Genomic DNA, 25,658 nt, shown 5'->3' on the forward strand with positions numbered 1-25,658 from the left:
GCGTGGCAATGTCTGGTTTCACGAGCACGAGCACAATCGCCGTCCGACCTCTCGATCCCACGCACGACCTCAGCCGGGCTGAGCGTCGTACCGTCACCGACGAGCTGTGCGAGGCTCTCGTCGACGCCGACGAGATGCAGCGCGCCGAGATCGTCGAGCGCCTGATCGAGGCCAACATGGGCGTGGCCAGGGCGGTCGCCGCCCACTACCGCCACCGTGGCGAAGCCGTCGAAGATCTCGAGCAGGTCGCCTACGTCGGGCTGGCGAAGGCCGCCCACGGGTTTGACCCCGAGCGCGGCTACGACTTCTTGACCTACGCCGTCCCGACCATCCGCGGCGAGGTCCGTCGGTGGTTCCGCGACAGCTGCTGGATGGTTCGCCCCTCGCGCCGTATCCAGGAGGCACGAGCGCAGATCTCGGCATGCACCGAGGAGCTGCTGCAGGAGCTGGGCGAGCCGCCGTCGCCCGAGATCCTCGCCGAGCGGCTCGGGCTCGATGTCACCGAGGTGCGCGAGGCGATGGCCGCCGACGGGTGTTACCAGCCCTCGTCGCTGGAGTCGCCTGGCACGGTCGGCGAGTCGACCCTCTCCGACGTCCTCGGCGAGTGCGACGATGCCTTTGACCGCACCGAGCAGCGGGTCGCGCTGGCGCCGCTCGTACGCAATCTGTGCCCGCGCGACCGTGAGGCCCTCGCACTGCGGTTCTTCAACGGGTGGACGCAGGAGCAGATCGCCGGGCGTCTGGGCGTGACCCAGATGCAGGTCTCGAGGATCCTCAGCCGCATCACGAGGCAGCTTCGCGAGGAGCTCGGCGACGGGGTCCTCGCGGCGTAGCGCACATGAGGTTCCGTACGGTCTCCCGCGAGGAGCCCGGGTGGACGCGCAAGCGGGCGGGTCGAGGCTTTCGTTACCTCGACGAGCACGGGAAGGTGCTGGAGGCCGACGACCGCGCCCGCTGCGTCGCGCTCGCGATCCCGCCCGCTTGGGAAGAGGTGTGGATCTGCCGCTGGCCGTCAGGCCACCTGCAGGCGACCGGCCGGGACGCGGCAGGTCGCGTCCAGTACCTCTACCACCCGCGCTGGCGCGCCCTCATGGAGGAGCGCAAGCACGAACGGGTTCTCGAGGTCGCCGCCGAGCTCCCGCGCGCGCGGCGGCGGGTGAGGGCGCACCTGCGTACGGAAGGGCTGTCGCGCGTACGGGCACTCGCGACGACCTTCCGGCTTCTCGACCGCGGGTTGTTCCGCGTCGGCAACGTCGAGTACGTCGACGAGGATGGTGGGTACGGTCTCGCCACGCTTCGGCGTGACCATGTGGTGCTGCACCGTGACCCGCCCTCGATGGAGTTCTCGTTCGACGGCAAGGGCGCCGTCTCCCAGCGCGTCGTGATCGAGGACCGGTTGGCGTACGAGGCCGTCGCCGCGATGCGCCGACGGCGTGGCGGCGAGTCGTTGCTCGCGTACCGCGAGGCCGGCGCGTGGCACGAGATCCGCAGCGCGGACGTCAACGACTACTTGCGCCATGTCGTCAGCGACGACATGACGGCCAAGGACTTCCGGACGTGGCACGCCACCGTGGACGCCTCGGTGGCGCTCGCGCGCGTCGTGGACGAGGCCTGCACGCCGCGCGCCCGCAGCCGCGCTGTGGCCGACGCGATGCGCGCGGTCGCTGCCGAGCTCGGGAACACCCCGGCCGTCGCACGCGTCGTACGTGAACCCGCGCGTCGTGGAGCTGTTCGACGACGGCGTCACGATCGCACCCGCCCTGCAGAGGATGGGTGCGCGCGCGGACCGGCCCGACGGGCGAGCCGCGGTCGAGCGCGCGGTGCTCACGCTGCTGTCCGACGACCGCTGACGCATGAACGTACGCCACCTGGGCACCCGTCGGCCATGACGAAGACGGTGATCGAGAAGGTACAGGCCGGTGGTGAGACCCCTGGCAGGACCGAGCCCACGCACGACGATCCCGTCACGGATCCCGACACCGACCCGCGTGTCCATCCCGAGACCCCTCAGCCGAACGAACCGGAGCCGGATGAGCCCGAGCACGATCGGCCCGAGCACGGCGACGAGAGGAAGAACTGACATGCCGAAGGCAGCCAAGCTCGCATACCGTCCCGTCGGACTCATCTCCGGCATGGCCGGTGGCCTGATCGCCGGGATGATCTTCAAGCGCGTGTGGAAGCGCGTCTCGGACGAGGACCAGACACCGAACCCGCTCGCGTCCGACTACGGCTGGCGAGAGCTGCTCGCGGCAGCCGCGATCCAGGGCATGATCTATGCGGTCATCAAGGCCGTCATCGACCGCGCCGGCGCGAAGGGGTTCGAGCGGTTCACCGGCGAGTGGCCGGGCGAGTGACCCTCACCGGCAGTCCTCCGCACGCGAGCACGGCGTCGGCCGGCCCCGTCCGAATGACAGCGCGTCACGTGGGCACCGACAGTGCATGACGACCCCCACGACGAGCTTTCCTTCATCGAAGTCCACCGAGCGCGTGACGACCGTCGTCATCACCCACGACGGCCGGGAACGCCTCGCACGGACCGTCCCGCAGCACGCCGCCCCGCTCATCGTCGTCGACAACGCCTCGACCGACGGATCCGCTGATCTCGTCCGTACGATCGCCCCGCACGCGCAGGTGATCGAGCTCGCCGACGATGTCGGTGCGGTCGCCCGCAACATCGGAGCGCAAGCGGCAGAGACGCCGTACGTCGCCTTCGCTGCCGACGACTCCTGGTGGGCGCCGTGCTCGCTCGACCTCGCGGCCGACGTCCTCGATACCCACCCTGAGATCGGGGTGATCGCGGCACGCGTGCTGGTCGGGGTGGACGCGCACCTCGACCCGTTCTGCGAGGCGGTGGGACGGTCGCCGTTGCCGCGCTTTCCCGACGTCCCCGGGACCAGCGTCCTCGACTTCAGGGCGGGTGCCGTGGTCGTCCGTAGGTCGGCTCTCCTCGACGTGGGCGGCTTCGATGCCGTGCTGGAGCTCGGCGGAGAGGAGGAGCGGGTGGCCCTCGACATGGCGGACAGCGGTCGCCGGCTCTGCTACCTGCACGACGTGGTGGCGCGCCACGACCCTGCATCCCGCGAGTGCGCCGGCGGTGCCTTGACGCGTCGGCTGGCGCGCAACGAGGTCCTGACCGCGGTGATGCGTCGTCCTGTGCGGGTGGCATTGCGGAGGGCATGGCGGCACGTGCGACAGGGGAGTGGGAGCGCCCTCGGCGTCCTCGACGCCGTACTCCGCCTGCCTCGGGCGATGGCGCGGCGCCGGACCGTCGGCTCCGACACCGAGACCCAGGCCCGCATCCTCGACCTCGTCTCCGAACGCGGACTGCCGGGACTCGAACACCGAGCAAGGCAGGCGTGAGCCAGCACACGGTTTAACGTCGGGCGTGCAGGAACTACCACTCCGTGGTATTCGCGCGCCCGAGGGGGGACTACGCTCGTCTCAGAAGAGGACAGCCCTCGACGCGCATCAGGAGGGCACAACCCGTGAACGACGAACGCCTCGAACAACACGAGCAGCTGCTGGAGATCGTCGAAGAGCTCCACACGGCGGACTCCCCGCAGGAGACGGCCGAGCAGGTCATCAAGTACTTGTGCGAGATCCTCGAGATGGACCATGCGGCCGTGACGATGATCCGTGGCCGTGGCAGGCTCGAGACGGTCGCGGCGACCGGAGACGTCGCCGTCAAGGCGGACGAGCTGCAGATCGAGCTCGGCGAGGGCCCGTGCCTGTCCGACTCTTGGGACCAGACCCTGCGCTCGGGTGACCTGGGCGAGGAGAAGCGGTGGCCGAGGTGGGCGAGCGCGGTCGCGGATCTCGGCCACACGAGTCTTCTCGGGGTGAGCCTCGCTCCCGACAACAAGCGGATCGGCGTGGTGTCCCTCTACTCCACGGAGCGCCGGTTCTTCGACGAGGACGACGCGGCGCTCGCGCACATGTTCGCCCGGCACGCCGCACTCGCGATCGCCAAGGCGGAGCACCAGGCGAACCTCGGCTATGCCCTCGACGCCCGCAAGCTGATCGGCCAGGCGCAGGGGATCCTCATGGAGCGGTTCGATCTGGACGACACGCGGGCCTTCGAGGTGCTTCGACGCTACTCGCAGCATCACAACCTCAAGCTACGGACCGTCGCCGAGATGCTCGTCTCTACCCGTACTCTGCCGCCGATCACCTAGTCACCGTGTGCGGCGATTGAGCTGCGGCAGCCCGATCCAGAGGCTTCCGAACAGCGCGAGGGTGATGACGAAGGCGATCCACGTCCCCGGCGGGCCGACGACGACGTCGAAGACGAGCCACATCACTCCAGAAACCGTCAGCGCCAGCGCCACGAGCCCGAGAATCGCGCACAGGTGCGCGGCCGTCACGAGCCAGGGCCGCTGCCCCTTGCGGAAGAGGGCGCGGTGCATCGCGACCGGGGCCACGAGCAGGGCGGTCGCGGCCACCGAGCCCGACAGCACGGCGAGATAGACACCTTCCTGTGCGTCGCTGAGCTCCTCGAAGCGGGAGGTGAACGGAAGCGTGAGCAAGAAGGCCGTCAGGATCTGGACACCGGTCTGTGCGACGCGCAGCTCCTGGAGCAGCTCGTTCCAGTTGCGGGTCAGCCGCGCGTCCCGCGATTCTTCGGGATGCAGCGCCGGGTCAGGCATGCGTCAACGGTACGGCGGGCAGTGGGCGCGGTCCCTCCGTTCGGCTCATGGCCGGAACAGGACCTTCTGCATGCCGTCGTCCTTGCGCTGGAACGTCGCGTACGCCTCGGGAGCCTCGTCCAAGGACAGGTGGTGGCTTGCGAAGCTTTCGACGCCGAGGGGGTCGCCCGAGTCCTCCACGAGCGGGAGGAGCTCCGGGATCCACCGGCGAACGTTCGCCTGTCCCATGTGCAGCCGCACCTGCTTGTCGAAGAGGTCGAGCATGGGGAGGGGATCGGCGGCACCGCCGTACACGCCGGACAGGCTGATCGTCCCTCCGCGCTGGACGATCTCGATCGCCGTCACGAGGGCGGAGAGGCGGTCCATGCCGACGTGGTCCATCAGCGGTCTCGCCAGCACGTCGGGCAGGAGCCCCACGACGGTCTGGGCGGCCTTGGTGACCGGCGAGCCGTGCGCCTCCATCCCGACGGCGTCGACGACGCTCTCGGGCCCACGACCAGCCGTCAGCTCGAGGATGCGCTCGGCCACTCCGCCGTCGGTCGCGTCGAGCACCTCGGCACCGTGCTGGGCGGCGCGGGCGAGTCGGTCGGGGACGAGATCGACACCGACCGTCCGGATCTGGCGATGCACGGCGAGGCGTGCCACCATCTGCCCGATCGGGCCGAGGCCGAGGACGACCAGCGTCCCTCCGTCGGGGACGGCGGCGTACTCCAGGCCCTGGTAGGCGGTGGGAAGCACGTCCGAGAGGTACACGTACCGGTCGTCAGGCGGTCCGTGCTCGACCCGTACGGCGGTGGTGTCCGCGAGCGGGACCCGGAGCAGCTCGGCCTGGCCCCCTGGCACCTGCCCGTAGAGGGAGCTGTAGCCGAACAGGGCGGCACCCTTGCCGGTCGCGCGCACCTGCGTCGTCTCGCACTGGCTCTGCAGCCCGCGCTCGCACATCCAGCAGGCCTCGCAGCTGATCTGGAAGGGGACGACCACGCGGTCGCCGACGGCGAGGCGGTCGACCGCGCTGCCGACCTCCTCGACGATCCCGATCGGTTCATGACCGAGCACGTCGCCCGGCGTCATGTACGGGGTGAGGACCTCGTACAGGTGCAGGTCCGACCCGCACAGGCCGGAGCTGGTGACGCGGATGACGGCGTCGGTCGGCTCGTGGATCTGGGGGTCGGGCACGGTCTCGACGCGGACGTCGCGACGGCCTTGCCAGGTCACTGCTCTCATGTCTCGTCCTTCCCGTTCTCGCGATCGGTCGAGGCGCGGCGGCGACGGCCGGCGAGTTTGTGTGTGCCGTCGCACCACGGGTCGCGGCCGGTACGACCACAACGACAGAGTGCGCTGACGGGGCGGGCGTTCGCCGCCGCGCCGTCGGGGACGACGACGTCCACAGGGGACGCCGTGCCGCGTACGAGGGCTGGCCCGTCGGGACAGAGGACGACCTCGACCGGCGCTTCACGGTCGGTACGGCGCGTCATGCGCCGGCTCCTGCCGGTACGGCCTCGTCGCGCGCCTCAGCGTCGCTCCACCTGCCGGTCAGCGCCTCCGACTGACGGGCGTCGAGGGTGAGGCAGGTGACGGCGCCGAACAGGACCTCCGCGGGGTCGACGTCGCCGGACGACACGAGCGTGCCGCAGATCTCCCGAGCGGCGAGCTGCTCGTGCACGGCATCGGCCTCGACGTGCTCGTCGTAGTAGTGCGCCGCCTCCTCGCCGAACCCGACGCGCCGGAGCCCGGCGGCGATCCGACGGCAGGGGATCGAGCTGGTCGCCTCGAAGGCGGCGAGGTGTCCCATCGCAGCACCACGCAGCCGGCGGTGCAGGCAGAACAGCGACATGGCGTTCGACCCGGCGAGGGTCGACGCGCCTGCGTCGTCGACGTAGGCGCCGTACGCGTCGTCCAGCCCGGAGGCGCGCAGGGTCGCGGCGAAGAGCTCGTGGTGGAGGCGCCCGACGCGGCCGCCGCCGTACTCGTCGTACTGCAGCTCGACGAGGTGCGCCTTCGCGGGGCCGCTCAGGCGCGGGATGACGAACGTGTGGGGGTCGGACTCCTTGAGGTGGTAGACGCTGCGCTCGCGCAGAAAGTCACGCACCTGCTCGGGCGTCGCTTCCCGGCGGATGAACCGGGAGAGGTCGGGCCCCTCGTCGAAGTCTTCGGTGAGCGTGAAGATCTGCTCCGCGACTCCGCCCTCGTACGCCTCGGCTCGGGTGAGCCAGTCCGCGGCGGCCTCGCGCAGCGCCCGCTCGAACGGCGCCTCGAGGACCGCGCGCAGGCCGGCCACCTCGGGCGCCCACTCCCACCGGTCGTCGACGTCGTCGAACCCACGGAAGCTCAACTCGTACAGCATCCAGAGGCTGAGCTGATGGTCCGCGTCCGTCAGCGGCGAGGGATCCTCGTCCGTGACCTCGGACACCGCGGCGCTCGCCAGCCGGCCCGAGTCGCCGTCCTGATCTCGTCGCAGCAGGTGGATGAGCCGTTCGCTGAGGGGACCGCGGGCGGCGGGAAGGTGCATCGACAGCTCCTGGGCACGAGAAGGTCAGTCCTCGCGTGAGGTACCCGTTGGGCGCATCGTCACACCTTCTCCGGCGGCTGCTTTCCTGCGGTGGCGCCGTCCTCGTCCGGCTCGGGGACGGGTTGGCCGGGAGGAGCGACCCCGCCCTCCGGCGGCGCATCGCCGGCCGCGATGGCGATCTGCTCGTTGACGTAGCGGAAGACCGCCGCGACGGTCGCGACGACGGGCACCGCGAGGAACGCGCCGGTGATCCCGAACATCGAGCTGCCGGCCGTGATGGCGAGCAGCACGACGGCGGCCTGGATGTTCATCGCCTTGCCCTGCAGCCACGGCGACAGCACGTTGCCCTCGAGCTGCTGGACGGCGACGATCACGATGAGCATGATCACCGCGTCGCCGAAGTCGTTGGTGACGAGCGTGACCAGGACGGCCAGCGCTCCGGTGACGAAAGCACCGACGATCGGGATGAAGCCACCGAAGAAGACGATCACGGCCAGCGGGATCGCCAGCGGCACGTCGAGCACCACCAGGGCGATGCCGATGAAGACCGCGTCGACGAACGACACCAGGGCCTGCGTACGGATGAAGCCACCGAGCGTGTCCCATGCACGGCTGCTCGCCTCGCTGACGTGGACACCGGCGCTGCCGCCGAGGGTACGGCGAATCCACGGGAGGAACTTGTGCCCGTCCTTGACGAAGAAGAACGTCAGCATGAGCACGAGGACGGTGTTGATGAGGACGCCGGTGGCGGCTCCGATCGTCGAGATCGCGCCCGCGCTGATCGACGCGGCGCTGTTGCGGAGCCAGTCCTCGACGGCGTTCACTGCGTTTTCGAGCTGGGTGTCGGTGACGCCGAGCGGTCCGTCCTGGACCCAGTCCTGGAGGACCTGCAGTCCTCGTGCGGCCTCGGCCGCGATCTCGCCCGCCTGGCCAGTGATCTGCGGAGCCAGGACGGCGACCACGCCGGAGAGCGTCGCGAGGAACCCGACGACCGTGATGGTGGCCGCCAGCGCGGCCGGCACGCCGCGTGCGCGGAGCCATGCCGCCGGCGGACCGAGCAGCGTGGTCACCACGAGGGCGAGCATCACGGGGTAGCCGATCATCCAGAACTTGCCGATGATCCAGCCGAGGACGAACAGGCCGGCAGCGATGGCGATGAGCTGCCAGGACCAGCGCGCGAGCTTGCTGAAGCCACTGGCCAGGACGGCGGAGCGTTCTCGGGTCACGCGACCGAGGCTAGGGCATCGGTCAATGTTCTCAGGGGAGGCGCCAGTCGACAGGGGTGCTGCCCTGGGCGACGAGTGCCTCGTTGACCCGCGTGAACGGACGGGAGCCGAAGAACCCCCGAGATGCCGACAGCGGGCTCGGATGAGGAGAGGCGATGACCGGGGTGTCGCCGAGCCACGGCTGCAAGGACTGGGCGTCACGGCCCCAGAGCAGGGCGACCAACGGCCGGTCGCGCGCGACGAGCGCCTTGATCGCCTGTTCGGTGACCGGCTCCCAGCCTTTGCCGCGATGGCTGGCGGGCTTGCCCGGCTGGACGGTGAGGACGCGGTTGAGCAGGAGGACGCCCTGCTTCGCCCACGGCGTGAGGTCGCCCGACGTCGGCTCGGTCACGCCGAGGTCGGTGCACATCTCGGCAAAGATGTTCCTCAGGCTCCGCGGGACGGGCCGGACGTGCGGGGCGACCGAGAAGGACAGGCCGACGGCATGGCCCGGGGTCGGGTAGGGGTCCTGGCCGACGACGAGCACCTTGACCGCGCCCAACGGCTCGGTGAACGCACGGAGCACGTGGCCGCCCTCGGGGAGGTAGGTCCGGCCGGCGGCGACCTCGGCGCGGAGGAAGTCGCCCATCGCCGTCACGTGGTCGGTGACGGGCGCGAGGGCCTCGGCCCAGTCGGGGGCGACGAGCTGGCTCAGCGGGGCAGGCACGCCCGTCAGCGTAGCGAGTCGCTCTCCGCGCACTCGCGAGTCACTCCTGCCGCGTCAGAAGAGGGAGAGGGCCAGCACCGCGATCCCGAACGCGGCGACACTGAGCGCGAGCAGGAAAGGGGCTCGTGTCGCGTGGAGCGGCTGGGTCTCCGCGATCTGCCGGTCGTTGTCGCGCCACCGGGAGTAGCCCAGGTACGCCAGCACGATGCCGCTCCCGAGGATGACGCCTCCGACGGCGCGGGTGCTGACCTTTCCGCCCAGGTTGTCACCGAACTGGATGATCGCCACGCCCGCGGCCATGAGCGCGAGAGCAGTGCGGATGTACGCGAGGTAGGTGCGCTCGTTGGCGAGGACGAGCTGGACGTTGCTCATGCGGTGAGTGTGGCACGGCGGGGCGCTCGATGTGACGCGCCACTCGAACGCGCGTGCAACACGAGGACCCCCACCTGCGTCCATGATGTGTGACCATGACCGACTCCGGGCAGCTGGCTGACGCCGACGCGTTCGTGCGCGAGCACGCCACGTGGCTGTCCCGTCTGGCCTACCTGCTCGTCGGGAGTCGCGAGGATGCCCTGGATCTCGCTCAGGAGACCTGCACCCGGGTGTGGAAGTCCTGGCCGAGCGTCTCCACCGCCGAGGATCCGAAGGCCTACGTCGCGACGATCATGGCCAACCTCCAGCGCAGCCGTTGGAGACGCAAGAAGCTGCGAGAGGTGCCGTACGAACCGGCGGTGCACGCCGATGCGCCCAGCGGCCTCGCCTACGAGGAGGTCGACGCGCTCCGGCAGGGGCTCGACGCCCTGTCCGACCGCCAGCGGCGCGCGATCGTGCTCCGCTTCTGGGTCGACCTCGACGATGCGGCGATCGCCGAGGCGCTCGGCTGTCGCCCCGCGACCGTACGCAGTCTCTTGTCGCGGGGCATCGCACGGCTGCGTGAGGACCTGACCGACCCGTTCGAGGAGAGCACGCCATGAATGACGACGAGATTCGGCGGCGTCTCGACGACCTCGCGGCGTACGCGCCCGAGGGCGACGAGCTCCGCGAACGGTGGGAGGCGGCTTCCCGCACGCGACACACGGGGGTGGTGTCGCGTCGGGTGGCGCCCGTCGCCGCGGTCCTTGCCGCGGCAGCGGTGCTGGTCGTCGCCGGGGTCGGGCTTTCCGGCCTCGGCGACGACGTGCCGCGTGACGCCCCGCAGGCCACCGCGCCTTCCGCGACCACCGAGGCGCCGTCAGACAGCGCCCGCGTGGCGGGTCGCGGTGACGACACGAGCGTGTCGCAGATCCTCGGCGCTCCCGGGGCCGCGCTGCGCGAAGTCGGTCGCGGACGGATCGTGGTGTCGGTGCCCGAGACATGGCGCTGGGAGACACCTCAGTGCGACGAGCCGGTCCACAGCGCCTATTTCTTCACGGTCGGCGTCTTCAAGGCGTGCGCGTCCCCGAGCTCGACCACCATCACGACCCTGCGCATCGACTCGCTCGCCGCGACCGGGCAGGTCGAGGGCGATCCGACGCTGACAGACAGCTCGCTCAACGGGGTCGCGTACGGGCAGGAACGCAGCATCGTCGACGGGGTGACGCGGGACGTGATCGTCGTGCCCTCGGAGGACGTACGCCTCATCGTGAAGGGATCGCCCGAGGCGGTCGACGCCGTGGTAAGGACGTTGCGGCTGCTGCCGGCTGACGAGGTGACCGTGCCTCAGCTGACGCTCGGCGTGAGCGGAGGCAAGAAGGGGTACGCCGCGCTGCCGAGCGTGCGCGAGATGGAGGCGCGTCTCGAGCGCGTCGGGCTCGGGGCGCAGATCCGGACGAGCGTCGGTACGAGGGGCTCCGGCAAGCTGCGGGTGACCCCGGCGCCGGGAGCTGTCGTCGATGTCGGGACCGTCGTGCGGGTGGAGCGCGTCGGAGGCTAGCGACGCGAAGGCGTCCGGCCGTTCCGCGACGCCGGATACACTGGACGGGCACAGGGTTCCTGGCGCGTTCTGGTGGAGGGTAGGCGCGCCAATGACGCCTACCCTGAGGACCTCTGTGTCACCCCTTGCCTCGTACCGCCGACTCTTCGCGATGGTCGGCCCTGCGTACGTCGTTGTCGCCTTTCTCGGGCGACTCCCGCTGGCCATGAGCCAGATGGGCACGCTCCTGCTCGTCTCGTCCACGACCGGTTCCTACACGACGGGCGGTCTGGCTGCCGGCGCGCTCGCGATCGCCAACGCGGTCGTCTCTCCCATCGCAGGTGCGATCGCCGACCGGACCGGACAGCGGCCCGTGGTCCTCGTCCAGTCCTTCGCCGGTGGCGCCGGACTCGCGGTGCTGGTCCTGCTCGCCCAGGCCGGTGCTGCTGACGGGTGGCTGATCGCCATCGCCGCGCTCACCGGTGCCGCGATGCCACAGGTCGGCCCGTTGGCCCGGGTGCGCTGGCGCCCGATCACGGGGCGGGCGGGACGTGAGTCGCCGCAGCTCGTCGACGCCGCCTTCTCGTACGAGGGTGCCGCGGACGAGGCCTCGTTCGTGCTCGGACCCGCCCTCGTCGGCGCGGTCGCCGTGCTCGTCGACCCGGCGGGGTCGCTGCTGGTCGCGGCCGCCCTGCTCGTGGTGTTCGGCGGATGGTTCGGGCTCCACCCGACGGCGACGCTCACCCGTCTCACCCACGTCGCGAACGCCGTCAAGGGACGCATCTTCACGAAGGCCTTCGCGTTCATCGTCGTCGCCCAGCTTCTCGTGGGTGTGCTGTTCGGGTCGGTGCAGACCGGCGCGACAGCGCTCGCCACCGCCGAGGGGACGCCGGGGCTCTCCGGACTCGTGCACGCGATGCTCGGTGTGGGCTCGGTGGTCGCCGGGCTGTCGATGGCGTGGGTGCCTGCACGGATCGGCTTCGAGCGACGCATCCTCGTCGCCGCAGCCGCGCTGGCGGTGCTGTCCTCGCCGCTGGTGCTCGTGCACAGCCTGCCCGCGCTCGTCGCTGTCGTGCTGGTGCTCGGCTTCGCTGTCGCCCCGTACATGATCAGCAACTTCACGCTCGGGGAGCGCATCGTGCCGCTGAGCCGGGTCGGTGCGGCGATGACCCTGCTGGCAGGCGCGACCGGGATCGGCTACGCCGTGGGGTCGACGACCGCGGGGCGGCTCGCCGACGCGGGCGGCTACGGGCCTGCGTTCGGTGTCACCGTCACGGCCGCGTGGCTGGCCCTGATCATGGCCCTCGTCGCGCAGCGCACCCTCAGCCGCGCCCCTCAGCGCTGACGGGCCCTCAGCGGGAGAGGGCGGTACGGAGACCGTCGCGGACCTGCGGCCACTCGTCGTCGGTGACGCTGTAGAGCACCGTCGTCCGGTACGACCCGTCCTTGCGCGGTTTGTGCTTGCGCAGCAGGCCCTCCTTCGTGGCGCCGAGCCGCTCGATCGCAGTCTGCGACTGCATGTTGTGCTCGTCGGTCTCCCACGCGACGCGGACAGCGCCGAGGGTGCCGAAGGCGTGGGTGAGCAGCAGGAGCTTCGACTCCGTGTTCACACCGGTGCGCTGGAACCGCTCGCCCAGCCAGGTGCCGCCGATGATGAGTGAACGGCGCTCGGGGTTGATCTCGTAGAACGTGGTGATGCCGGCGACCTCGCCAGACTTCGTATCGACCTGCGCCCAGGCGTTGGTGTCCGGCATCGCGAGGTAGCGCCCCACGACGGCCTCGGCCTCGGTGAGGGTCGTCGGACGGTCGAATGACATCCACTGGAACACGGAGTCGTCCTCCGACGCTGCGAGCACGCCCTCCGCGTGGTGCGGGCGCAGCTGCGTGAGGGTGATGTGATCGCCGAACATGTCCTGGGCTTCGTACCACTGACTCGGTCGCATGCGCTCGACCCTAACGGGACCCAAAAGCGCGTCGGGCGGGATGCCTCAGTCGATGGGGCGGGTCCGCTTGCCGTGCGGCTCGCGGATCAGCTCGAGCTCCTCGAGGAAGCTCTGCGCCCACTTGTCGATGTCGTGCTCCATCACCTGGCGGCGCATGGCGCGCATCCGCTTGGCCTTCTCCTTGGGCGGATCGGTGATGGCCTTGAGCATCGTGGCCTTCATGCCGTTGATGTCGTATGGGTTGACCAGGTAGGCCTGCTTGAGCTCCGCGGCGGCCCCCGCGAACTCGCTCAGCACCAGCGCCCCGGTCTCCTCGTAGCGGCACGCGACGTACTCCTTGGCGACGAGGTTCATCCCGTCGCGCAGCGGCGTCACGACCATCACGTCGGCGGCACGGTAGAGGGCGGCCATCTCGCTGCGCGGGTAAGAGGAGTGCAGGTAGGTGATCGGCGGCTGTCCGATCCGGCCGACGTCGCCGTTGATGCGCCCGACGAGGCGGTCGATCTCGTCGCGCAGGCGGCGGTACTGGTCGACCCGCTCGCGCGACGGCGGCGCAACCTGGACGAACACGGCGTCGGCCGGATCGAGGAGCCCTTCCTGGGCGAGCTCGCCGAACGCACGCAAGCGTTGCGGCATGCCCTTGGTGTAGTCGAGGCGGTCCACGCCGAGCAGGACGAACTTGGGGTTGCCGAGGCTCTCGCGGATCTCGGCGGCCCGCGTCTGCGTCTCGGGCTGACGCGCCAGCTGCTCGAACGAGTGCGAGTCGATCGAGATCGGGAACGCCTTGGCGACGACCGTACGACCGTCCTCGAGATAGATGGTGTCGCGGTGCGTCTTGTTGCCGACGCGCAGGCGTACGAGGCGGACGAAGTTCTGGGCGGCCCCGGTCGTCTGGAAGCCGATCAGGTCCGCGCCGAGCAGGCCCTCGAGGATGCGTCGGCGCCACGGGAGCTGGGTGAAGAGCTCGGCCGGCGGGAACGGCACGTGCAGGAAGTAGCCGATCCGCAGGTCGGGACGCATCTCGCGCAGCATCTGCGGGACGAGCTGGAGCTGGTAGTCCTGGACCCACACCACGGCCGACGGCTCGGCGATCGCGGCGGCGTACTGGGCGAAGCGGCGGTTGACCGCGACATAGGAGTCCCACCACTCGCGGTGGAACTCCGGCGTCGCGATCACGTCGTGGTAGAGCGGCCAGAGGGTCGCGTTGGAGAAGCCCTCGTAGTACTCCTCGACCTCTTGCTCGTGGATCGGGATCGGCACCAGCTGCATGCCCTCGTGGTCGAACGGCGCCAGTTCCTCGTCAGCGGCGCCGGTCCACCCGATCCACGCGCCGCCCTGCTTGCGCAGCACGGGCTCGAGCGCGGTGACGAGCCCGCCAGGCGAGGTGCGCCACGTCGTCGACCCGTCCGGCAACTGCGCGCGATCGACAGGGAGACGGTTGGCTGCGACCACGAACGACGCGGACCCCTCGTGCCCTCGCAGGCTCTTGGTGACCGTGTCGGACCTGCGTACGTCGCTCATGGGATCGACCCTATCCGCGAACGGAGACGGAGTCAGCGGGCGGCGGACCTCAGCCCGTCGTCGAGCCCACCTGTGCGCGGATCTCGTCCATGATCGCGAGGATCTCGACGGTCTCGTCGAGCGGCAGCAGCGCAGACTCGGTGAGGCCCTCACGCAGGCAGCGGCCGACCTCGACGATCTCGTGGGCGTACCCCTCGCCGAGGACGGGCACCGTGATCTCGTCGGACTCCCAGTAGCGGGCGTACGTGAAGCCGCGCGGGTTGTTCATCCGGCCCGCGACCTCGATCCGTCCCCCGTCACCGGCGATCGACGCCCGCCCGTCGGACCAGGCGACCTGGGTCCACGACAGCGACGCCACGGCGCCGTCGTCGTACCGCAGCGTCGCGCCGCCGTTCAGGTCGACACCGGCGTCGCTGAGCGTCGCCGCGGCGCTGACGTGGGCAGGCTTGCCGAGGAAAAGATAGGCGAACGTCAGCGGATAGATGCCGACGTCGAGCAGCGCGCTCGCTCCGAGGGTGGGGTCCCACAGGCGTGCCTTGTCGGTCGGGGCCACGAATCCGAGGTCGGCACGAACCTGGCGCACCTCCCCGCACGCGCCCTCGGCGACCATCTCACGCATCCGGACGATGTTCGGATTGAGGCGCATCCACATCGCCTCGGCGAAGAACAGTCCGCGTCTGCGCGCCTCGTCGACCAGGTGCTGCGCCGACGCGGCCTCGAGGGTGAGCGCCTTCTCGCACAGCACCGGCTTGCCGGCGTCGAAGCACGCGAGCACGTCCTCGGTGTGACGTCCGTGGGGCGTCGCGACGTACACGACGTCCACGTCGGGGTCGGCGAGGAGGCTCTCGTACGACCCGTAAGCACGCGGGCGGGTGTCGCCGGTCGTGTACTCGTCGGCGAACGCGCGGGCCGACGACAGCGAGCGCGAGCCGACGGCGTGCAGGACGGCATCGTCGAGCAGGGCGAGGTCCCGCGCGAACGAGTGGGCGATGTCGCCGGTGGCGAGGATGCCCCAGCGGGTCTCGACAGGCTCGACCGGCGAGGGGCCAGGCTCGACCGGCGAGGTGTCGGATGTCATGTCCGCCATCCTCGCGCCCGCGAACCGTGCGCGCCACGCCGGGAGGCAGCGAATGACACGGAGGTGATTCGCCCGCCTACGATGGACACATGGATGCCGCCACCGAGTCGCCGTCACCGACCGCGTCGTCGCGACCGGAGAAGGCCTCCGACCTCACCGAGCGTGAGCGGGCGATCCTGGCGTTCGAGCGGACCTGGTGGAAGTACGCCGGCATCAAGGAGCAGGCGATCCGCGCGGAGTTCGGACTGTCGGCCACCCGCTACTACCAGGTTCTCAACGCCCTGATCGACCGCGAGCCCGCGCTCGCGCACGACCCGCTGCTCGTGAAGCGGCTGCGGAGAATGCGCACGGCGCGTCGTCGCACCCGCTCGGCGCGGCGCCTGGACGCCGACGCGTAGGAGGCAAGCCGTGAACGAACGACGCCGGGTCACGCAGCGTACGAGGATCTCACCCCGAGCGGTCCCGTCGGTCGCCGTCGTCGGCGCGCTGGTCGTCCTCGCTCTCGCGACCCTCGGGCTGCTCGTGAGCAACGACCCCGAAGAGGCGCCCGCCGCAGCGCCCACCCCGACGGCGACGACCGCCGCGCCGACACCTGAACCGGTCGCCACCCCTGCCCCGACGACGGCGGCCCCGACGACTGCCGAGGTCCCGCGCGCGTTCGTCGAGGTCTACAACAACTCGAAGGTCAGCGGCCTGGCCGACGCCACCGCGGCGCGTATCGAGGACGCCGGCTGGAAGGTCGTCGGCGTCGACAACTGGTACGGCAAGATCCCCGAGTCGACCGTCTACTACCCCAAGAAGCTCGAGGACCAGGCCAAGCGGCTCGCCGCCGACCTCAAGATCGACCGGGTCAAGCCGGCGATCGAGCCGATGAAATTCGACCGTCTGACGCTCATCCTTACTGAGGGCTGAGTCTCACCGAGGGCTGACGCCACGGGGGCCACTACGCTCAGGCGCGTGCGCCGCCTCTCCCTCTACACGCTCCCTGGTGCGTACGGTGCCGTCCTCCTCGGGTGCCTGGCCTTCACGCCGTCGCTGCTGCCACGGCCCGCGGTGTTCCAGGGCCTCGTCGCCGGGGTGAGCTCGGCGCTCGGGTATGGGCTCGGGGTGCTCGCCGCGTACGTCTGGCGCGAGCTCGTCGATCGGGACACCCATCCGGCACAGCGCCGCTCTTGGGCGGTCTTCGCCGCGATCGCGACCGTGGCCGTCGCTGCCTCGCTGGTGGCCGGCCGGCTGTGGCAGGACGAGATCCGCGCGCTGATGGGCATGGACCGCGAGCCGTGGCCGTGGCTGCTGACCATCCCGCTGGCCTGGGCACTCGTCGCGCTGCTGCTCATCCAGCTCGGTCGCGGCCTTCGGTGGCTCTACCACAAGCTCGTCCGGCTGCTCGACCGTGCGCTGGGTGAGCGGGCCGCCAAGGCGCTCGGCCTCCTCGTCGTCGCCTGGCTCCTGGTCGGTGCGATCGACGGCGTGCTGTTCGACCGGTTGCGCGCCACGGCGGACGACGTCTTCTCGTACCGCAACACGATCACGCCGGACGGGGTCGAGCAGCCGACCAACCCGGAGCGCTCCGGGAGCCCGGACTCGCTGGTCGCCTGGGAGACACTCGGCCGTGAGGGCCGGGTGTTCGCCGCGTCAGGTCCACGGGCCGACGACATCGCGGCGTACACGGGCCGCCCTGCCCGCGAGCCGGTGCGGGTCTTCGCGGGACTGGAGTCGGGCGACGACTTCTCGCAGCGGGCGGCACTCGCCGTCGAGGACCTCGTGCGCGCGGGAGGGTTCGCGCGCCAGCGGCTCCTCGTCGTCACCACGACGGGCTCGGGGTGGGTGGAGGAGACGTCGGCGTCGAGCTTCGAGTACCTCGCGGACGGCGACTCCGCCGTGGTCGGCATGCAGTACTCGTCGTTCCCGTCGTGGATCTCCTACCTCGTCGACCAGGAGCAGGCGCAGAACTCCGGTCGTGAGCTGTTCGACGCGGTGTTCGCGCACTGGTCGGCGATGCCCGTCGACGCGCGTCCGGAGCTGTACGTGTTCGGGGAGAGCCTCGGGTCGTTCGGGGGAGAGGCCGCGTTCTCGGGCGCGTACGACGTCGCCAACCGCACAGACGGCGCGCTCTTCGTCGGGCCGCCGAGCTTCAACCCGTTGTGGAGCCGCTTCGTCGGCGACCGCGACGCAGGCACGCCGGAGGTGCTGCCGGTCTATCAGGACGGTCGTACGGTGCGGTTCGCGCGGCGTACCTCTGAACCGATCGCGCCTGCAGGCGAGCCGTGGGACGGCACTCGGGTCCTCTATCTCCAGCACGCGTCCGACCCCATCGTGTGGTGGAACACCCAGCTCCTCATGACCCGGCCGGACTGGCTGCGCGAGGAGCGCGGCCCGGAGGTGCTGCCGTCGGTGCAGTGGATCCCGCTCGTCACGTTCTGGCAGGTCACCGCCGACATGGCGCTCGGTACGGAGGTGCCGCCGGGGTACGGGCACAACTACGCGGGCGAGCACGTCGACGCGTGGGCGACGATCCTGCGGACGCCGGACTGGTCGACCGAGAAGTCGCAGCAGCTGCGCGCGCTGGTGACGCAGGACGAGCGACCGTAGCGCCGCCTCAGCGGGTCGCGACGTACGTAGCGATCGTGCCTGCGGCGTTCGCGGCCCAGTGCAGGCCCATCGGCGCGAGCAGGCTGCCGCTGCGCTCGCGGGCGTAGGCGAGCACGACCCCGGCCAGCGCGGTGCCGGAGACGATCGCGACCATGCCGGCGAAGGTGACCAGCGGCGAGGCGCCGAGGGTCTCCGACACGGCCTGGTTGCCGGCGAGCGCGGATGAGGCCGAGCCCAGGTGCCACAACCCGAACAGCAGCGAGGACACGACCGTCGCCGTACGGACGCCGCGGTCGCGCCGGACCATCCCCTGCACCACGCCGCGGAACACGAGCTCCTCGAGCACCACCGTGTGCAGCGGGATCACGAGCAGCACCCGTACGGCGAGGTCCGCGAGCGAGTCGGGGCTCCGGTCGTCCACGAGCAGGTCGTGCGTCGCGGGGACCACGAGGGCGACTGCGTAGACCAGCGCGAACCCGCCGGCGGAGGCCGCTGCCCATCGCGCGCCGGACCCGAGGTGGCCGCGCGCGAGGCCGAGGTCGTCGGCCGTCAGGAGGAGCCGCCGCGCGAGACCGAGGAAGACGAGGGTCGCCGCGACGGCGACGATCGTGGACACCGCGAGCGGCAGGACGGCGAGGAGCGCGCCGGTGACGACGATCGCGCCGACGACGACGGCGTACGAACGGCCCCGGGTCACGGGACCATCGTAGGGTTCACGACTCCCGCACCGCCGGCGTTGAACGCCTGGAAGGATGGGAAGCATGTCCCTCCCCGCGGTCCTCGAGCCGCATCCGCGCACCGACGCAGGCGCCTCGGCGCTGGCGTCGCTGCTGGCCGATCCCGAGCAGGCGATGCTCGCGTTCGACTTCGACGGCACGCTCGCCCCGATCGTCGACGACCCGGAGCACGCGCACGCGAGCGCCCGGTCCGTCGACGCGCTGGAACGGATCGGTCCGTGCGTCGGCAAGATCGCCGTCGTCACCGGACGGCCGGTCGAGACGGCGCTGCGGCTGGGCGGGTTCGCCGACCGCGAGGGACTGTCGCGGATGACGATCCTCGGTCAGTACGGCGCCGAGCGCTGGGACGCCGAGACGCGCGAGTCCTCCGTACCCCCACCGCCGGAGGCCGTCGCGCTCGTCCGCGCCGAGATCCCGGCGCTGCTCGCACGCCTGGGCATCGAAGAGGCTCGGCTCGAGGACAAAGGTCGGGCCGTCGTGGTCCACACGCGTGGCCTCGCCGACCCCGCATCGGCGCAGGACCTGCTGGCCGAGCCGCTCGCCGAGCTCGCCCGCCTCCACGGGTTGTCGGCCGAGCACGGTCGCTACGTCGTTGAGGTCCGCGACTCGTCCGTCGACAAGGGCGCGGCGCTGAGGGCCCTCGTCACCGAGACCGGCACGCGGACGATCGTGTACGCCGGCGACGACCTGGGCGACCTCCCTGCGTACGCGGCGCTGAAGAGCATGCGGGCTCACGGCGCGGCCGAGGTCATGCTCATCGCCGTCGCCTCCGACGAGCAACGTGCGCTCATGCCGCGCGCCGACCTCGTCGTCCACGGTCCCGAGGAGCTTGCCGGCTGGCTCGAGCGGCTCGCCGATGCGCTCGGCTGCTGAGCGGGCGGCCCGCGCGGTCGCGTCCTGGGTCTTGCGACGCAGCCCGGCCGGTCTCCTGCTCGCGGCGGCGTTCTTCTGGTTCTCTCTTCAGCCGTCGCTGCTCCCGCGGACGTGGGTGCTGCAAGGGGTGCTCAGCGGCCTCCTGACCGCGATCGGCTACGGGCTGGGTGCGCTGATCGGCCTGGTGGTCCGCACGGTCCTCGCGCGGGTGCGCCCCGGAGCGGTCGTCGTGCTGCGCAGCCGGCACATGCGCCTGTGGCTCCCCGCGCTCGCCGCCGTGGTCGTCGTCCTGACGTACGGCGAGAGCCTCGACCGTCAGGCGTGGACGTACGAGCGTCTGGGCGTCGACGAGCCCGGGTGGCCGCTGCTAGGAGTGCCGCTCGTGGCGGCGCTGGTGCTGCTCGTGGTCGTCGGCGTGGCGCTGGCGCTCCGCGCGGTCCGCAACGTGCTCGCGCGGCGGGGGCGTCGGTTCCTCGGCCCGGTGGTCGCGTCGGTCCTCGCGACGGTGCTGACGGCGGTGGTGGTGATCGCGGCGCTCAACACGTGGGCCTATCAGCGCACGATCGACGGGCTCAACAGCTCGATGTCCTTGTCGGACACCGTGCTCACCCCGTTCGACCCCGACCCGCCGCAGACCTCGTACGTGACGTCCGGTCCCGGCTCCGACGTCGCGTGGGACGGGCTCGGCGACCAGGGCCGTACGTTCCTCGGACGGCGGCCGTCGGCCGAGCGCATCACCGAGCTGACGGGGGAGCCGGCGGCCGAGCCGATCCGGCTGTACGTCGGGCGCGGCACCGCCGACAGCGTCGACGAGCGCGTCGACGTGCTGCTGGAGGAGATGGACCGTACGGACGCCTGGACGCGGAGCGTGGTCGTCGTGAACGTCCCGACGGGCACCGGCTGGATGAACGAGCAGCTGTTCGTGCCGCTCGAGTACTTCTACGACGGCGACTCCGCAGTGGTCGGCATCCAGTACTCCCACCTGCCGAGCCCGATCGCCTACCTCATGGAGCAGGACGCCGCGATCGTCACCGCGCGCGCGATGCTCGACGCCGTGCGTGAGCGGCTCGCCGCGGTCCCGGAGGCCGAGCGTCCGCTGCTGGTGGTCACCGGCGAGAGCCTCGGCGCGTACGGAGGGCAGGGTGCCTTCGCGGACCTCGACGCGATGACGGCGCAGGTCGACCGCGCCCTGTGGGTGGGGTCGCCCGCCTTCACCGAGCTTCGTCGGACGGCCGAGCGTGAGCGCGTCCGCGGCTCGCGGCAGGTCGCGCCGGTGGTCGGCGACGGCGGCACGATCCGCTTCGCGAACCGCATCAGCGACCTCGACGGCGCCTCGCCGCGCGTCACGTACCTGCAGAACGCGGACGACCCGATCGTCTGGTGGGAGCCGTCGCTGGCGTGGGGCGAGCCGGACTGGATGCAGGAGCGTCGCGACCCCGCGGTCTCCCCGTACCTGCGGTGGTGGCCCACGGGCACGTTCTTCGCGCTCGCGCTCGATATGGCGGGCGGCAACGATTTCGACGAGGGCAACGGTCACCTGTACGGGACGCAGCCGCTGGACGCCTGGCGAGCGATGCTGCCGCAGGCCGACTGGGACGACGAGCGCGTGGAGGCGCTGCGCGAGAGGCTGCGCGGGGTCCGCTGAGGTGCGGGGCCAGGGCTGTCCACATGGTGGAATGAGTGGACGGTATGTGAGACGGACACGTAGGCTGAACGCAGCTCATCACGAGGGGCGGAGGGACACGGCCCGACGAAGCCCCGGCAACCAGCTGACGTGAACTCGCGATCCCGCGAGGCCGCCGCCAGGCATGGTGCCAAGTCCGTCCTGTGGCGAAAGTCGCGTGCAGGGAAGATGACGAGGAGGCCTCGTGAGCGCGAGCACGCTGCAAAACCCTGACCGTACGACCGGCCCTTCGACGGGCTCAGGACAGCCTCGCGAGGGCGCCTTCGGCAACGCGACCGGCCTGGTGTGCCGCGCGTGCGGCGCCCACCAGGAGCTCGGTCCCCACTACGCCTGTCTCGAGTGTTTCGGCCCGCTCGAGGTGGCGTACGACTTCCCGGCGATCACCCGCGAGCAGATCGAGGCGGGGCCCAAGAGCATCTGGCGCTACCAGCCGCTGCTGCCGGTGCCGGCCGACATCGCCGCGATCCCCAACACCGATCCCGGCTTCACCCGCCTCGTGAAGGCCGACAACCTGGCCCGCGAGCTCGGCATCAAGACGCTGTGGATCAAGGACGACTCGGGCAACCCGACGCACTCCTTCAAGGACCGCGTCGTCGCCGTCGCACTGTCAGCGGCTCGCGAGCTCGGCCTGAAGGTCCTCGCGTGCCCCTCGACGGGCAACCTCGCCAACGCCGTCGCCGCGGCCGCCGCCCGCGCCGGCATCAAGAGCGTCGTCTTCATCCCGGAGAACCTCGAGCGGCCCAAGATCCTCACGACCGCGGTGTACGGCGGCACGCTGGTCGCCGTCCGCGGCAACTACGACGACGTCAACAAGCTCGCCAGCGAGATCGCCGGCGAGGAGGACGGGTGGGCGTTCGTCAACGTCAACGTCCGGCCCTACTACGCCGAGGGCTCCAAGACGCTGGCGTACGAGACCGCCGAGCAGCTCGGGTGGCGCATCCCGGAGCAGGTCGTCATCCCGGTCGCGTCCGGCTCGCAGCTCACCAAGGTCGACAAGGGTTTCACCGAGCTCGGCAAGCTCGGTCTCGTCGACGCGACGCCCTACAAGATCTTCGGCGCCCAGGCCACCGGCTGCTCGCCCGTCGCACAGGCGTTCCGCGAGGGCCACGACGTCGTCCGCCCGGTCAAGCCGGACACGATCGCCAAGTCGCTCGCGATCGGCAACCCCGCCGACGGTCCGTACGTGCTCGACACCTGCCGCCGTACGGGCGGTGCGGTCGAGGACGTCTCCGACGACGAGGTGCGCGACGGCATCCAGCTCCTCGCCCGTACGGAGGGCATCTTCGCGGAGACCGCCGGCGGCGTCACGATCGCGACGCTCAAGAAGCTCCTCGCGAGCGGGCAGCTCGACCCGGAGGCGGAGACGGTCGTCTTCAACACCGGCGACGGGCTCAAGACCCTCGATGCCATCGCGGACCGGGTCGGCCCGGCCGCGACCATCGACCCGACCTACACGGCGTTCACCGCCGCCAACCTCGTCTGATCCGAGAGGACACCCATGAGCGTCTCCGTCCGCATCCCGACGATCCTGCGCACCTACACCAAGGGTGACTCCGAGGTGAACGTCGACGGCGAGACCGTCGCCGCCGTCATCGACTCGCTCGAGGCCTCCTTCCCGGGGATCAAGGCGCGCGTGGTCGACGAGACCGGCGCGATCCGGCGGTTCGTGAACGTGTACGTCGGCACCGAGGACGTGCGCTTCGCCGAGGGCCTCGAGACCTCGGTCCCGGCCGGCCAGCAGGTCTCGATCATCCCGGCGGTCGCCGGCGGCTGCTGACCCCAGACCCTCGAGGACGGTCAGGCCGTGGTCTTCGAGATCTCGGACGGCCCCAAGGGTCGCGAGGCGCGCGAAGTCGTCCCGGCTTGATCGCTTGTCGTCGTCTTGCGCCGGGTCGACCCGAGAAGGACACCGGCGATGACGACCGCCCCCGAGGCCAGCTCGAACGGGTGGAGGCGTTCCCCGAGGACGACGGCGCTCGTGCTCATGCCGACCACCGGGACGAGCATCGAGAACGGCGCGACCGTGCTCGACGGATAGCGGGTCATCAGCATCGTCCACAGCCCCGAGCCGACGACCGTGCCGATCACGATCGTGTAGGCGATACCGAGGACTGCTGGGAGCGCCTCGGCGGTGAACGCGGTCGTGATCGAGGTGCCGACGCGCCCGGGGCCCTCGACGAGCAGTGCCAGGGCGAGCATCGGGATCGGCGGGACGACCGACATCCAGAGGGTTAGGTGCAACGGGTTCGACGGACGGGCCTGCCGGTTCGCGAGGTTGCCGAAGGCCCATCCGAGGGCGCCGAGCAGGGTCAGTACGACGGGGAGGAGCGCCGCCGTCTGCGACCGGTGCCACGCGACTCCGGCGAGCCCGGCGATCGCGAGGAGGATCCCGAGGACCTGACGGCCGCTCAGGCGCTCGCGGAGCAGGACGCCGGCGAGGACGACGGTGAACGGGGCGGACGCCTGGAGGACCAGCGAGGCGAGCCCGGCAGGCATGCCGGCGTTCATCCCGGCGTAGAGGAAGACGAACTGCGCGATCCCGAACCCTGCCCCGTACCCGATCAGCCAGCGCAGCTCCACGTCCGGCCGCGGGACGAGCAGGATCGTCGGGATCGCCATCAGGCCGAACCGCAGCGCTACGCAGAACATCGGCGGGAAGTGCTCGAGCGAGGCGTGGATGGCGAGGAAGTTCAGCCCCCAGGTGACCGCGACGAGCACGGCGAGGGAACGGTCACGGGAGGTCACGCGTCCCAGCGTGCGGGCCTTCTTGGATGTAGCACAAGCGACTATTTCTCTTGTCACCTTGTAGCGTTGCTTCAATGAATGGAGACGGACTCGACGTCGACAAGCTCGCGGTTCTGCGCGAGCTCGCCGAGCGCGGGAGCATCACGGCGGTCGCCGCCGCGACGTACCGGACGCCGTCGGCGATCTCCCAGGCCCTCAAGGCGCTCGAGCGCGAGCTGGGGGCGGTGCTCGTCGAGCGCGACGGCCGCGGCGTACGGCTCACCGAGGCGGGCCACCTCCTGGCGGAGGGAGCCGTCGAGATCGCGCAGGTGGTGGCACGGACCCGGGCACGGTTCGAGGAGTTCCGTGGTGACGTGCGCGGCGAGGTCGCCGTGGCGGCGTTCCCGAGCGGCGCCGAGATGCTGCTCGCGCCGCTCGTCCCTCGTCTGGCCGCCCACGCGCCTGGCGTCACCGTACGGCTCAGCGACCTCGACCTCGCCGAGCACGACCTCGCGGCGGCGACCGCCGACCACGACGTCGTCATCGGCCACTCCGTCGTGGCGGTGCCCGACGCCCGTACGACGGGCCTGCACGTCACGCCGCTCCTGCGTGAGCCGCTCGACGTCGCCGTCGCGGAGGGCCACCGGCTCGCGACGCAGGAGCGGGTGCGCCCCGAGGACCTCGCCGGCGAGCCGTGGATCGGCGTGCCGGAGGGGCACCCGTTCGACCTGCTCCTCCCGATGCTCGCCGTCGACGGACAGGCGCCCCAGGTCGTCCAGCGGTTCCTCGACAACCACGTCGTCGCGGCGTTCGTCGCGTCGGGGCAGGGGATCGCGCTCCTCCCGCGCCTGTGGGCGACGGCGGCACAGCCGCGGGACGTCCGGCTGCTCGGGCTCGACGGTGTGCGAGCGGGCAGGCACGTCTTCGCGCTGGCGCGACCCGACCGTGCCGAGCGTGCAGCGGTCCGAACCGTGCTGAGTGACCTCGAGGTGGTGGCCGGCGAGCTCGCCGCGCGCGTCAGCCGATGACGCGCGCCCAGAGGTTCTGGATCTCGCCGGACGTCGAGCGGCTGATCCAGTCCAGCCTCACCGGGAGACCTTCGGGGGCGTCGAGGACCGGGGTGCCGGCGCCGACGAACCGGGGCACGACGTGCAGCATCACCTCGTCCAGCAGGCCCGCCTCCAGAAGACGCCTCGCGGTGACCGCACCGAGCACGACCACGTACTTGTCGCCGGCCGCCTCCGCCGCGACCGCGTAGGCGTCCTCGACCGTGCCGGTGACGAAGACGATCCCTTCGGCGGGAGGCTCGTCCGGGTCGTGGGTGTGCACGACGATCGGCCCCTCCCACGCACCGCCGTACGGGCGGGCCGTGAGCGCGTCGACGAGGGCGTTGTCGCCCATCGCGGGCTCGACGAGGAAGCCGATCTCCTCGTCGGGGCCCGTGATGAAGCCGTCGAGCGAGGCCGTGGAGTGGTAGAGCGAGGTCGCCATGGGCAGGTCCTTCGGTCGGGATCGGAAGGGGGGACCG

At 71.0% G+C, this 25,658-nt stretch carries 29 protein-coding genes and 1 riboswitch; of the genes, 16 read left to right on the top strand and 13 right to left on the bottom strand.

All coding sequences use genetic code 11. The annotated features are described in order from the left end of the window. The first annotated feature begins 8 nt into the window (after positions 1-8). The 5 genes from ACFSDF_RS08390 to ACFSDF_RS08410 all read left to right on the top strand — a co-directional run bounded on the left by ACFSDF_RS08390 (position 9) and on the right by ACFSDF_RS08410 (position 4,175). On the top strand, positions 9-833 hold the full coding sequence (locus ACFSDF_RS08390; RefSeq protein ID WP_167002340.1) for a sigma-70 family RNA polymerase sigma factor: 825 nt from the start codon (positions 9-11) through the stop codon (positions 831-833). A gap of 5 nt (positions 834-838) precedes the next feature. Continuing rightward, positions 839-2,080 carry a DNA topoisomerase IB gene (locus ACFSDF_RS08395; RefSeq protein ID WP_377157074.1) on the top strand — a complete coding sequence of 414 codons (1,242 nt, stop codon included), beginning with the start codon at positions 839-841 and terminating at the stop codon, positions 2,078-2,080. 1 nt (position 2,081) lies between these two features. Then, complete coding sequence (locus tag ACFSDF_RS08400; RefSeq protein ID WP_167001529.1) at positions 2,082-2,354, top strand: DUF4235 domain-containing protein; 273 nt, start codon at positions 2,082-2,084, stop codon at positions 2,352-2,354. An 85-nt stretch (positions 2,355-2,439) separates the two neighbouring features. Next, positions 2,440-3,360 carry a glycosyltransferase family 2 protein gene (locus ACFSDF_RS08405; RefSeq protein ID WP_377157076.1) on the top strand — a complete coding sequence of 307 codons (921 nt, stop codon included), beginning with the start codon at positions 2,440-2,442 and terminating at the stop codon, positions 3,358-3,360. Positions 3,361-3,485: 125 nt separating this feature from the next. Next, positions 3,486-4,175 carry a GAF and ANTAR domain-containing protein gene (locus ACFSDF_RS08410; RefSeq protein WP_167001531.1) on the top strand — a complete coding sequence of 230 codons (690 nt, stop codon included), beginning with the start codon at positions 3,486-3,488 and terminating at the stop codon, positions 4,173-4,175. Here ACFSDF_RS08410 and ACFSDF_RS08415 read toward each other — a convergent pair whose 3' ends face one another. From ACFSDF_RS08415 to ACFSDF_RS08445, 7 genes are read right to left on the bottom strand one after another with little or no spacing between them, the layout of a single operon-like run. Further along, positions 4,176-4,646, bottom strand: a complete 471-nt coding sequence (locus ACFSDF_RS08415) for a DUF6328 family protein (protein ID WP_167001532.1) — start codon at positions 4,644-4,646, stop codon at positions 4,176-4,178. A gap of 45 nt (positions 4,647-4,691) precedes the next feature. Beyond that, entirely contained in the window at positions 4,692-5,870 is a 1,179-nt protein-coding gene (locus tag ACFSDF_RS08420) for an alcohol dehydrogenase catalytic domain-containing protein (RefSeq protein WP_167249023.1), read from the bottom strand. Then, complete coding sequence (locus ACFSDF_RS08425) at positions 5,867-6,121, bottom strand: CDGSH iron-sulfur domain-containing protein (RefSeq protein WP_167001534.1); 255 nt, start codon at positions 6,119-6,121, stop codon at positions 5,867-5,869. Before ACFSDF_RS08425 ends, ACFSDF_RS08420 begins: the two co-directional genes overlap by 4 nt. Continuing rightward, the gene (locus ACFSDF_RS08430) at positions 6,118-7,155 is read right to left on the bottom strand and encodes an iron-containing redox enzyme family protein (protein ID WP_167001535.1); all 1,038 of its coding nucleotides are present in this window, start codon (positions 7,153-7,155) and stop codon (positions 6,118-6,120) included. The genes ACFSDF_RS08425 and ACFSDF_RS08430 overlap by 4 nt, the downstream gene beginning before the upstream one ends. 59 nt (positions 7,156-7,214) lie before the next feature. Beyond that, positions 7,215-8,381 (bottom strand): AI-2E family transporter, encoded by a 1,167-nt coding sequence (locus tag ACFSDF_RS08435; RefSeq protein ID WP_243842875.1) that lies wholly within the window; start codon positions 8,379-8,381, stop codon positions 7,215-7,217. 31 nt (positions 8,382-8,412) lie between these two features. After that, positions 8,413-9,120 carry a uracil-DNA glycosylase gene (locus ACFSDF_RS08440; RefSeq protein WP_465264192.1) on the bottom strand — a complete coding sequence of 236 codons (708 nt, stop codon included), beginning with the start codon at positions 9,118-9,120 and terminating at the stop codon, positions 8,413-8,415. Positions 9,121-9,141: 21 nt separating this feature from the next. Continuing rightward, a complete protein-coding gene (locus tag ACFSDF_RS08445; RefSeq protein ID WP_167001536.1) occupies positions 9,142-9,459 on the bottom strand; it encodes a YidH family protein in 318 nt (105 codons plus the stop codon). A gap of 95 nt (positions 9,460-9,554) precedes the next feature. Between ACFSDF_RS08445 and ACFSDF_RS08450 the strand changes: the two genes are divergently transcribed. The 3 genes from ACFSDF_RS08450 (at position 9,555) to ACFSDF_RS08460 (ending at position 12,323) form a co-directional block, all read left to right on the top strand. After that, positions 9,555-10,061: a SigE family RNA polymerase sigma factor gene (locus ACFSDF_RS08450; protein WP_167001537.1), complete on the top strand. Its 507-nt coding sequence runs from the start codon at positions 9,555-9,557 to the stop codon at positions 10,059-10,061. After that, positions 10,058-10,999 carry a hypothetical protein gene (locus ACFSDF_RS08455; protein ID WP_167001538.1) on the top strand — a complete coding sequence of 314 codons (942 nt, stop codon included), beginning with the start codon at positions 10,058-10,060 and terminating at the stop codon, positions 10,997-10,999. Before ACFSDF_RS08450 ends, ACFSDF_RS08455 begins: the two co-directional genes overlap by 4 nt. Positions 11,000-11,114: 115 nt before the next feature. Then, a complete protein-coding gene (locus ACFSDF_RS08460) occupies positions 11,115-12,323 on the top strand; it encodes an MFS transporter (RefSeq protein ID WP_167001539.1) in 1,209 nt (402 codons plus the stop codon). 7 nt (positions 12,324-12,330) lie between these two features. On the opposite strand, the gene ACFSDF_RS08465 is transcribed toward ACFSDF_RS08460, so the two are convergent. The 3 genes from ACFSDF_RS08465 to ACFSDF_RS08475 are packed head-to-tail and all read right to left on the bottom strand — an operon-like array spanning position 12,331 to position 15,520. Then, entirely contained in the window at positions 12,331-12,921 is a 591-nt protein-coding gene (locus ACFSDF_RS08465; RefSeq protein ID WP_377157083.1) for a GNAT family N-acetyltransferase, read from the bottom strand. Positions 12,922-12,966: 45 nt separating this feature from the next. After that, entirely contained in the window at positions 12,967-14,442 is a 1,476-nt protein-coding gene (locus tag ACFSDF_RS08470; protein WP_167001540.1) for an alpha,alpha-trehalose-phosphate synthase (UDP-forming), read from the bottom strand. 49 nt (positions 14,443-14,491) lie between these two features. Further along, entirely contained in the window at positions 14,492-15,520 is a 1,029-nt protein-coding gene (locus tag ACFSDF_RS08475) for a Gfo/Idh/MocA family protein (protein WP_377157085.1), read from the bottom strand. 89 nt (positions 15,521-15,609) lie between these two features. Here ACFSDF_RS08475 and ACFSDF_RS08480 point away from each other — a divergent pair, with 89 nt between their 5' ends. Genes ACFSDF_RS08480 through ACFSDF_RS08490 form a run of 3 tightly spaced genes read left to right on the top strand, consistent with a single transcriptional unit; the run spans position 15,610 to position 18,112 of the window. Continuing rightward, complete coding sequence (locus tag ACFSDF_RS08480) at positions 15,610-15,918, top strand: DUF3263 domain-containing protein (protein ID WP_167001542.1); 309 nt, start codon at positions 15,610-15,612, stop codon at positions 15,916-15,918. Between the two features lie 10 nt (positions 15,919-15,928). Next, positions 15,929-16,432, top strand: a complete 504-nt coding sequence (locus ACFSDF_RS08485; protein ID WP_167001543.1) for a LytR C-terminal domain-containing protein — start codon at positions 15,929-15,931, stop codon at positions 16,430-16,432. A 45-nt stretch (positions 16,433-16,477) separates the two neighbouring features. Beyond that, positions 16,478-18,112, top strand: coding sequence for an alpha/beta hydrolase (locus ACFSDF_RS08490; protein WP_167001544.1), 1,635 nt, complete (start codon positions 16,478-16,480; stop codon positions 18,110-18,112). A gap of 7 nt (positions 18,113-18,119) precedes the next feature. Here ACFSDF_RS08490 and ACFSDF_RS08495 read toward each other — a convergent pair whose 3' ends face one another. Continuing rightward, positions 18,120-18,809: a CPBP family intramembrane glutamic endopeptidase gene (locus ACFSDF_RS08495; RefSeq protein ID WP_377157088.1), complete on the bottom strand. Its 690-nt coding sequence runs from the start codon at positions 18,807-18,809 to the stop codon at positions 18,120-18,122. 64 nt (positions 18,810-18,873) lie between these two features. Between ACFSDF_RS08495 and otsB the strand changes: the two genes are divergently transcribed. The 4 genes from otsB to ACFSDF_RS08515 all read left to right on the top strand — a co-directional run bounded on the left by otsB (position 18,874) and on the right by ACFSDF_RS08515 (position 23,183). Next, positions 18,874-19,722: a trehalose-phosphatase gene (otsB, locus tag ACFSDF_RS08500; protein WP_208322265.1), complete on the top strand. Its 849-nt coding sequence runs from the start codon at positions 18,874-18,876 to the stop codon at positions 19,720-19,722. Continuing rightward, positions 19,706-21,367 carry an alpha/beta-hydrolase family protein gene (locus ACFSDF_RS08505; protein WP_167249016.1) on the top strand — a complete coding sequence of 554 codons (1,662 nt, stop codon included), beginning with the start codon at positions 19,706-19,708 and terminating at the stop codon, positions 21,365-21,367. The genes otsB and ACFSDF_RS08505 overlap by 17 nt, the downstream gene beginning before the upstream one ends. Positions 21,368-21,439: 72 nt before the next feature. Beyond that, positions 21,440-21,581, top strand: a riboswitch (SAM riboswitch). Between the two features lie 24 nt (positions 21,582-21,605). Continuing rightward, positions 21,606-22,889, top strand: coding sequence for a threonine synthase (gene thrC / locus ACFSDF_RS08510; protein ID WP_167002345.1), 1,284 nt, complete (start codon positions 21,606-21,608; stop codon positions 22,887-22,889). A gap of 15 nt (positions 22,890-22,904) precedes the next feature. Further along, positions 22,905-23,183 (top strand): MoaD/ThiS family protein, encoded by a 279-nt coding sequence (locus ACFSDF_RS08515; RefSeq protein ID WP_167001548.1) that lies wholly within the window; start codon positions 22,905-22,907, stop codon positions 23,181-23,183. A gap of 20 nt (positions 23,184-23,203) precedes the next feature. On the opposite strand, the gene ACFSDF_RS08520 is transcribed toward ACFSDF_RS08515, so the two are convergent. Then, positions 23,204-24,151 carry an EamA family transporter gene (locus ACFSDF_RS08520; RefSeq protein ID WP_182397139.1) on the bottom strand — a complete coding sequence of 316 codons (948 nt, stop codon included), beginning with the start codon at positions 24,149-24,151 and terminating at the stop codon, positions 23,204-23,206. 74 nt (positions 24,152-24,225) lie between these two features. Between ACFSDF_RS08520 and ACFSDF_RS08525 the strand changes: the two genes are divergently transcribed. Then, positions 24,226-25,158 (top strand): LysR family transcriptional regulator, encoded by a 933-nt coding sequence (locus ACFSDF_RS08525; RefSeq protein WP_167001549.1) that lies wholly within the window; start codon positions 24,226-24,228, stop codon positions 25,156-25,158. On the opposite strand, the gene ACFSDF_RS08530 is transcribed toward ACFSDF_RS08525, so the two are convergent. After that, a complete protein-coding gene (locus ACFSDF_RS08530; protein ID WP_167001550.1) occupies positions 25,148-25,621 on the bottom strand; it encodes a dihydrofolate reductase family protein in 474 nt (157 codons plus the stop codon). The two genes, ACFSDF_RS08525 and ACFSDF_RS08530, sit on opposite strands and share 11 nt — an antisense overlap. Between the last annotated feature and the right edge of the window lie 37 nt (positions 25,622-25,658).

The sequence above is a fragment of the Mumia zhuanghuii genome, assembly GCF_042681565.1.
Lineage (GTDB): Bacteria > Actinomycetota > Actinomycetes > Propionibacteriales > Nocardioidaceae > Mumia.

What these genes read in the sequence shown, in the direction of transcription:
- ACFSDF_RS08390 (WP_167002340.1), top strand. Translation starts at nt 9, where the DNA reads ATGTCTGGTTTCACGAGCACGAGCACAATCGCCGTCCGACCTCTCGAT.
- ACFSDF_RS08395 (WP_377157074.1), top strand. Translation starts at nt 839, where the DNA reads ATGAGGTTCCGTACGGTCTCCCGCGAGGAGCCCGGGTGGACGCGCAAG.
- ACFSDF_RS08400 (WP_167001529.1), top strand. Translation starts at nt 2,082, where the DNA reads ATGCCGAAGGCAGCCAAGCTCGCATACCGTCCCGTCGGACTCATCTCC.
- ACFSDF_RS08405 (WP_377157076.1), top strand. Translation starts at nt 2,440, where the DNA reads ATGACGACCCCCACGACGAGCTTTCCTTCATCGAAGTCCACCGAGCGC.
- ACFSDF_RS08415 (WP_167001532.1), bottom strand. Translation starts at nt 4,646, where the DNA reads ATGCCTGACCCGGCGCTGCATCCCGAAGAATCGCGGGACGCGCGGCTG.
- ACFSDF_RS08420 (WP_167249023.1), bottom strand. Translation starts at nt 5,870, where the DNA reads ATGAGAGCAGTGACCTGGCAAGGCCGTCGCGACGTCCGCGTCGAGACC.
- ACFSDF_RS08425 (WP_167001534.1), bottom strand. Translation starts at nt 6,121, where the DNA reads ATGACGCGCCGTACCGACCGTGAAGCGCCGGTCGAGGTCGTCCTCTGT.
- ACFSDF_RS08430 (WP_167001535.1), bottom strand. Translation starts at nt 7,155, where the DNA reads ATGCACCTTCCCGCCGCCCGCGGTCCCCTCAGCGAACGGCTCATCCAC.
- ACFSDF_RS08445 (WP_167001536.1), bottom strand. Translation starts at nt 9,459, where the DNA reads ATGAGCAACGTCCAGCTCGTCCTCGCCAACGAGCGCACCTACCTCGCG.
- ACFSDF_RS08450 (WP_167001537.1), top strand. Translation starts at nt 9,555, where the DNA reads ATGACCGACTCCGGGCAGCTGGCTGACGCCGACGCGTTCGTGCGCGAG.
- ACFSDF_RS08455 (WP_167001538.1), top strand. Translation starts at nt 10,058, where the DNA reads ATGAATGACGACGAGATTCGGCGGCGTCTCGACGACCTCGCGGCGTAC.
- ACFSDF_RS08465 (WP_377157083.1), bottom strand. Translation starts at nt 12,921, where the DNA reads ATGCGACCGAGTCAGTGGTACGAAGCCCAGGACATGTTCGGCGATCAC.
- ACFSDF_RS08470 (WP_167001540.1), bottom strand. Translation starts at nt 14,442, where the DNA reads ATGAGCGACGTACGCAGGTCCGACACGGTCACCAAGAGCCTGCGAGGG.
- ACFSDF_RS08475 (WP_377157085.1), bottom strand. Translation starts at nt 15,520, where the DNA reads ATGACATCCGACACCTCGCCGGTCGAGCCTGGCCCCTCGCCGGTCGAG.
- ACFSDF_RS08480 (WP_167001542.1), top strand. Translation starts at nt 15,610, where the DNA reads ATGGATGCCGCCACCGAGTCGCCGTCACCGACCGCGTCGTCGCGACCG.
- otsB (WP_208322265.1), top strand. Translation starts at nt 18,874, where the DNA reads ATGTCCCTCCCCGCGGTCCTCGAGCCGCATCCGCGCACCGACGCAGGC.
- ACFSDF_RS08505 (WP_167249016.1), top strand. Translation starts at nt 19,706, where the DNA reads ATGCGCTCGGCTGCTGAGCGGGCGGCCCGCGCGGTCGCGTCCTGGGTC.
- ACFSDF_RS08515 (WP_167001548.1), top strand. Translation starts at nt 22,905, where the DNA reads ATGAGCGTCTCCGTCCGCATCCCGACGATCCTGCGCACCTACACCAAG.
- ACFSDF_RS08525 (WP_167001549.1), top strand. Translation starts at nt 24,226, where the DNA reads ATGAATGGAGACGGACTCGACGTCGACAAGCTCGCGGTTCTGCGCGAG.
- ACFSDF_RS08530 (WP_167001550.1), bottom strand. Translation starts at nt 25,621, where the DNA reads ATGGCGACCTCGCTCTACCACTCCACGGCCTCGCTCGACGGCTTCATC.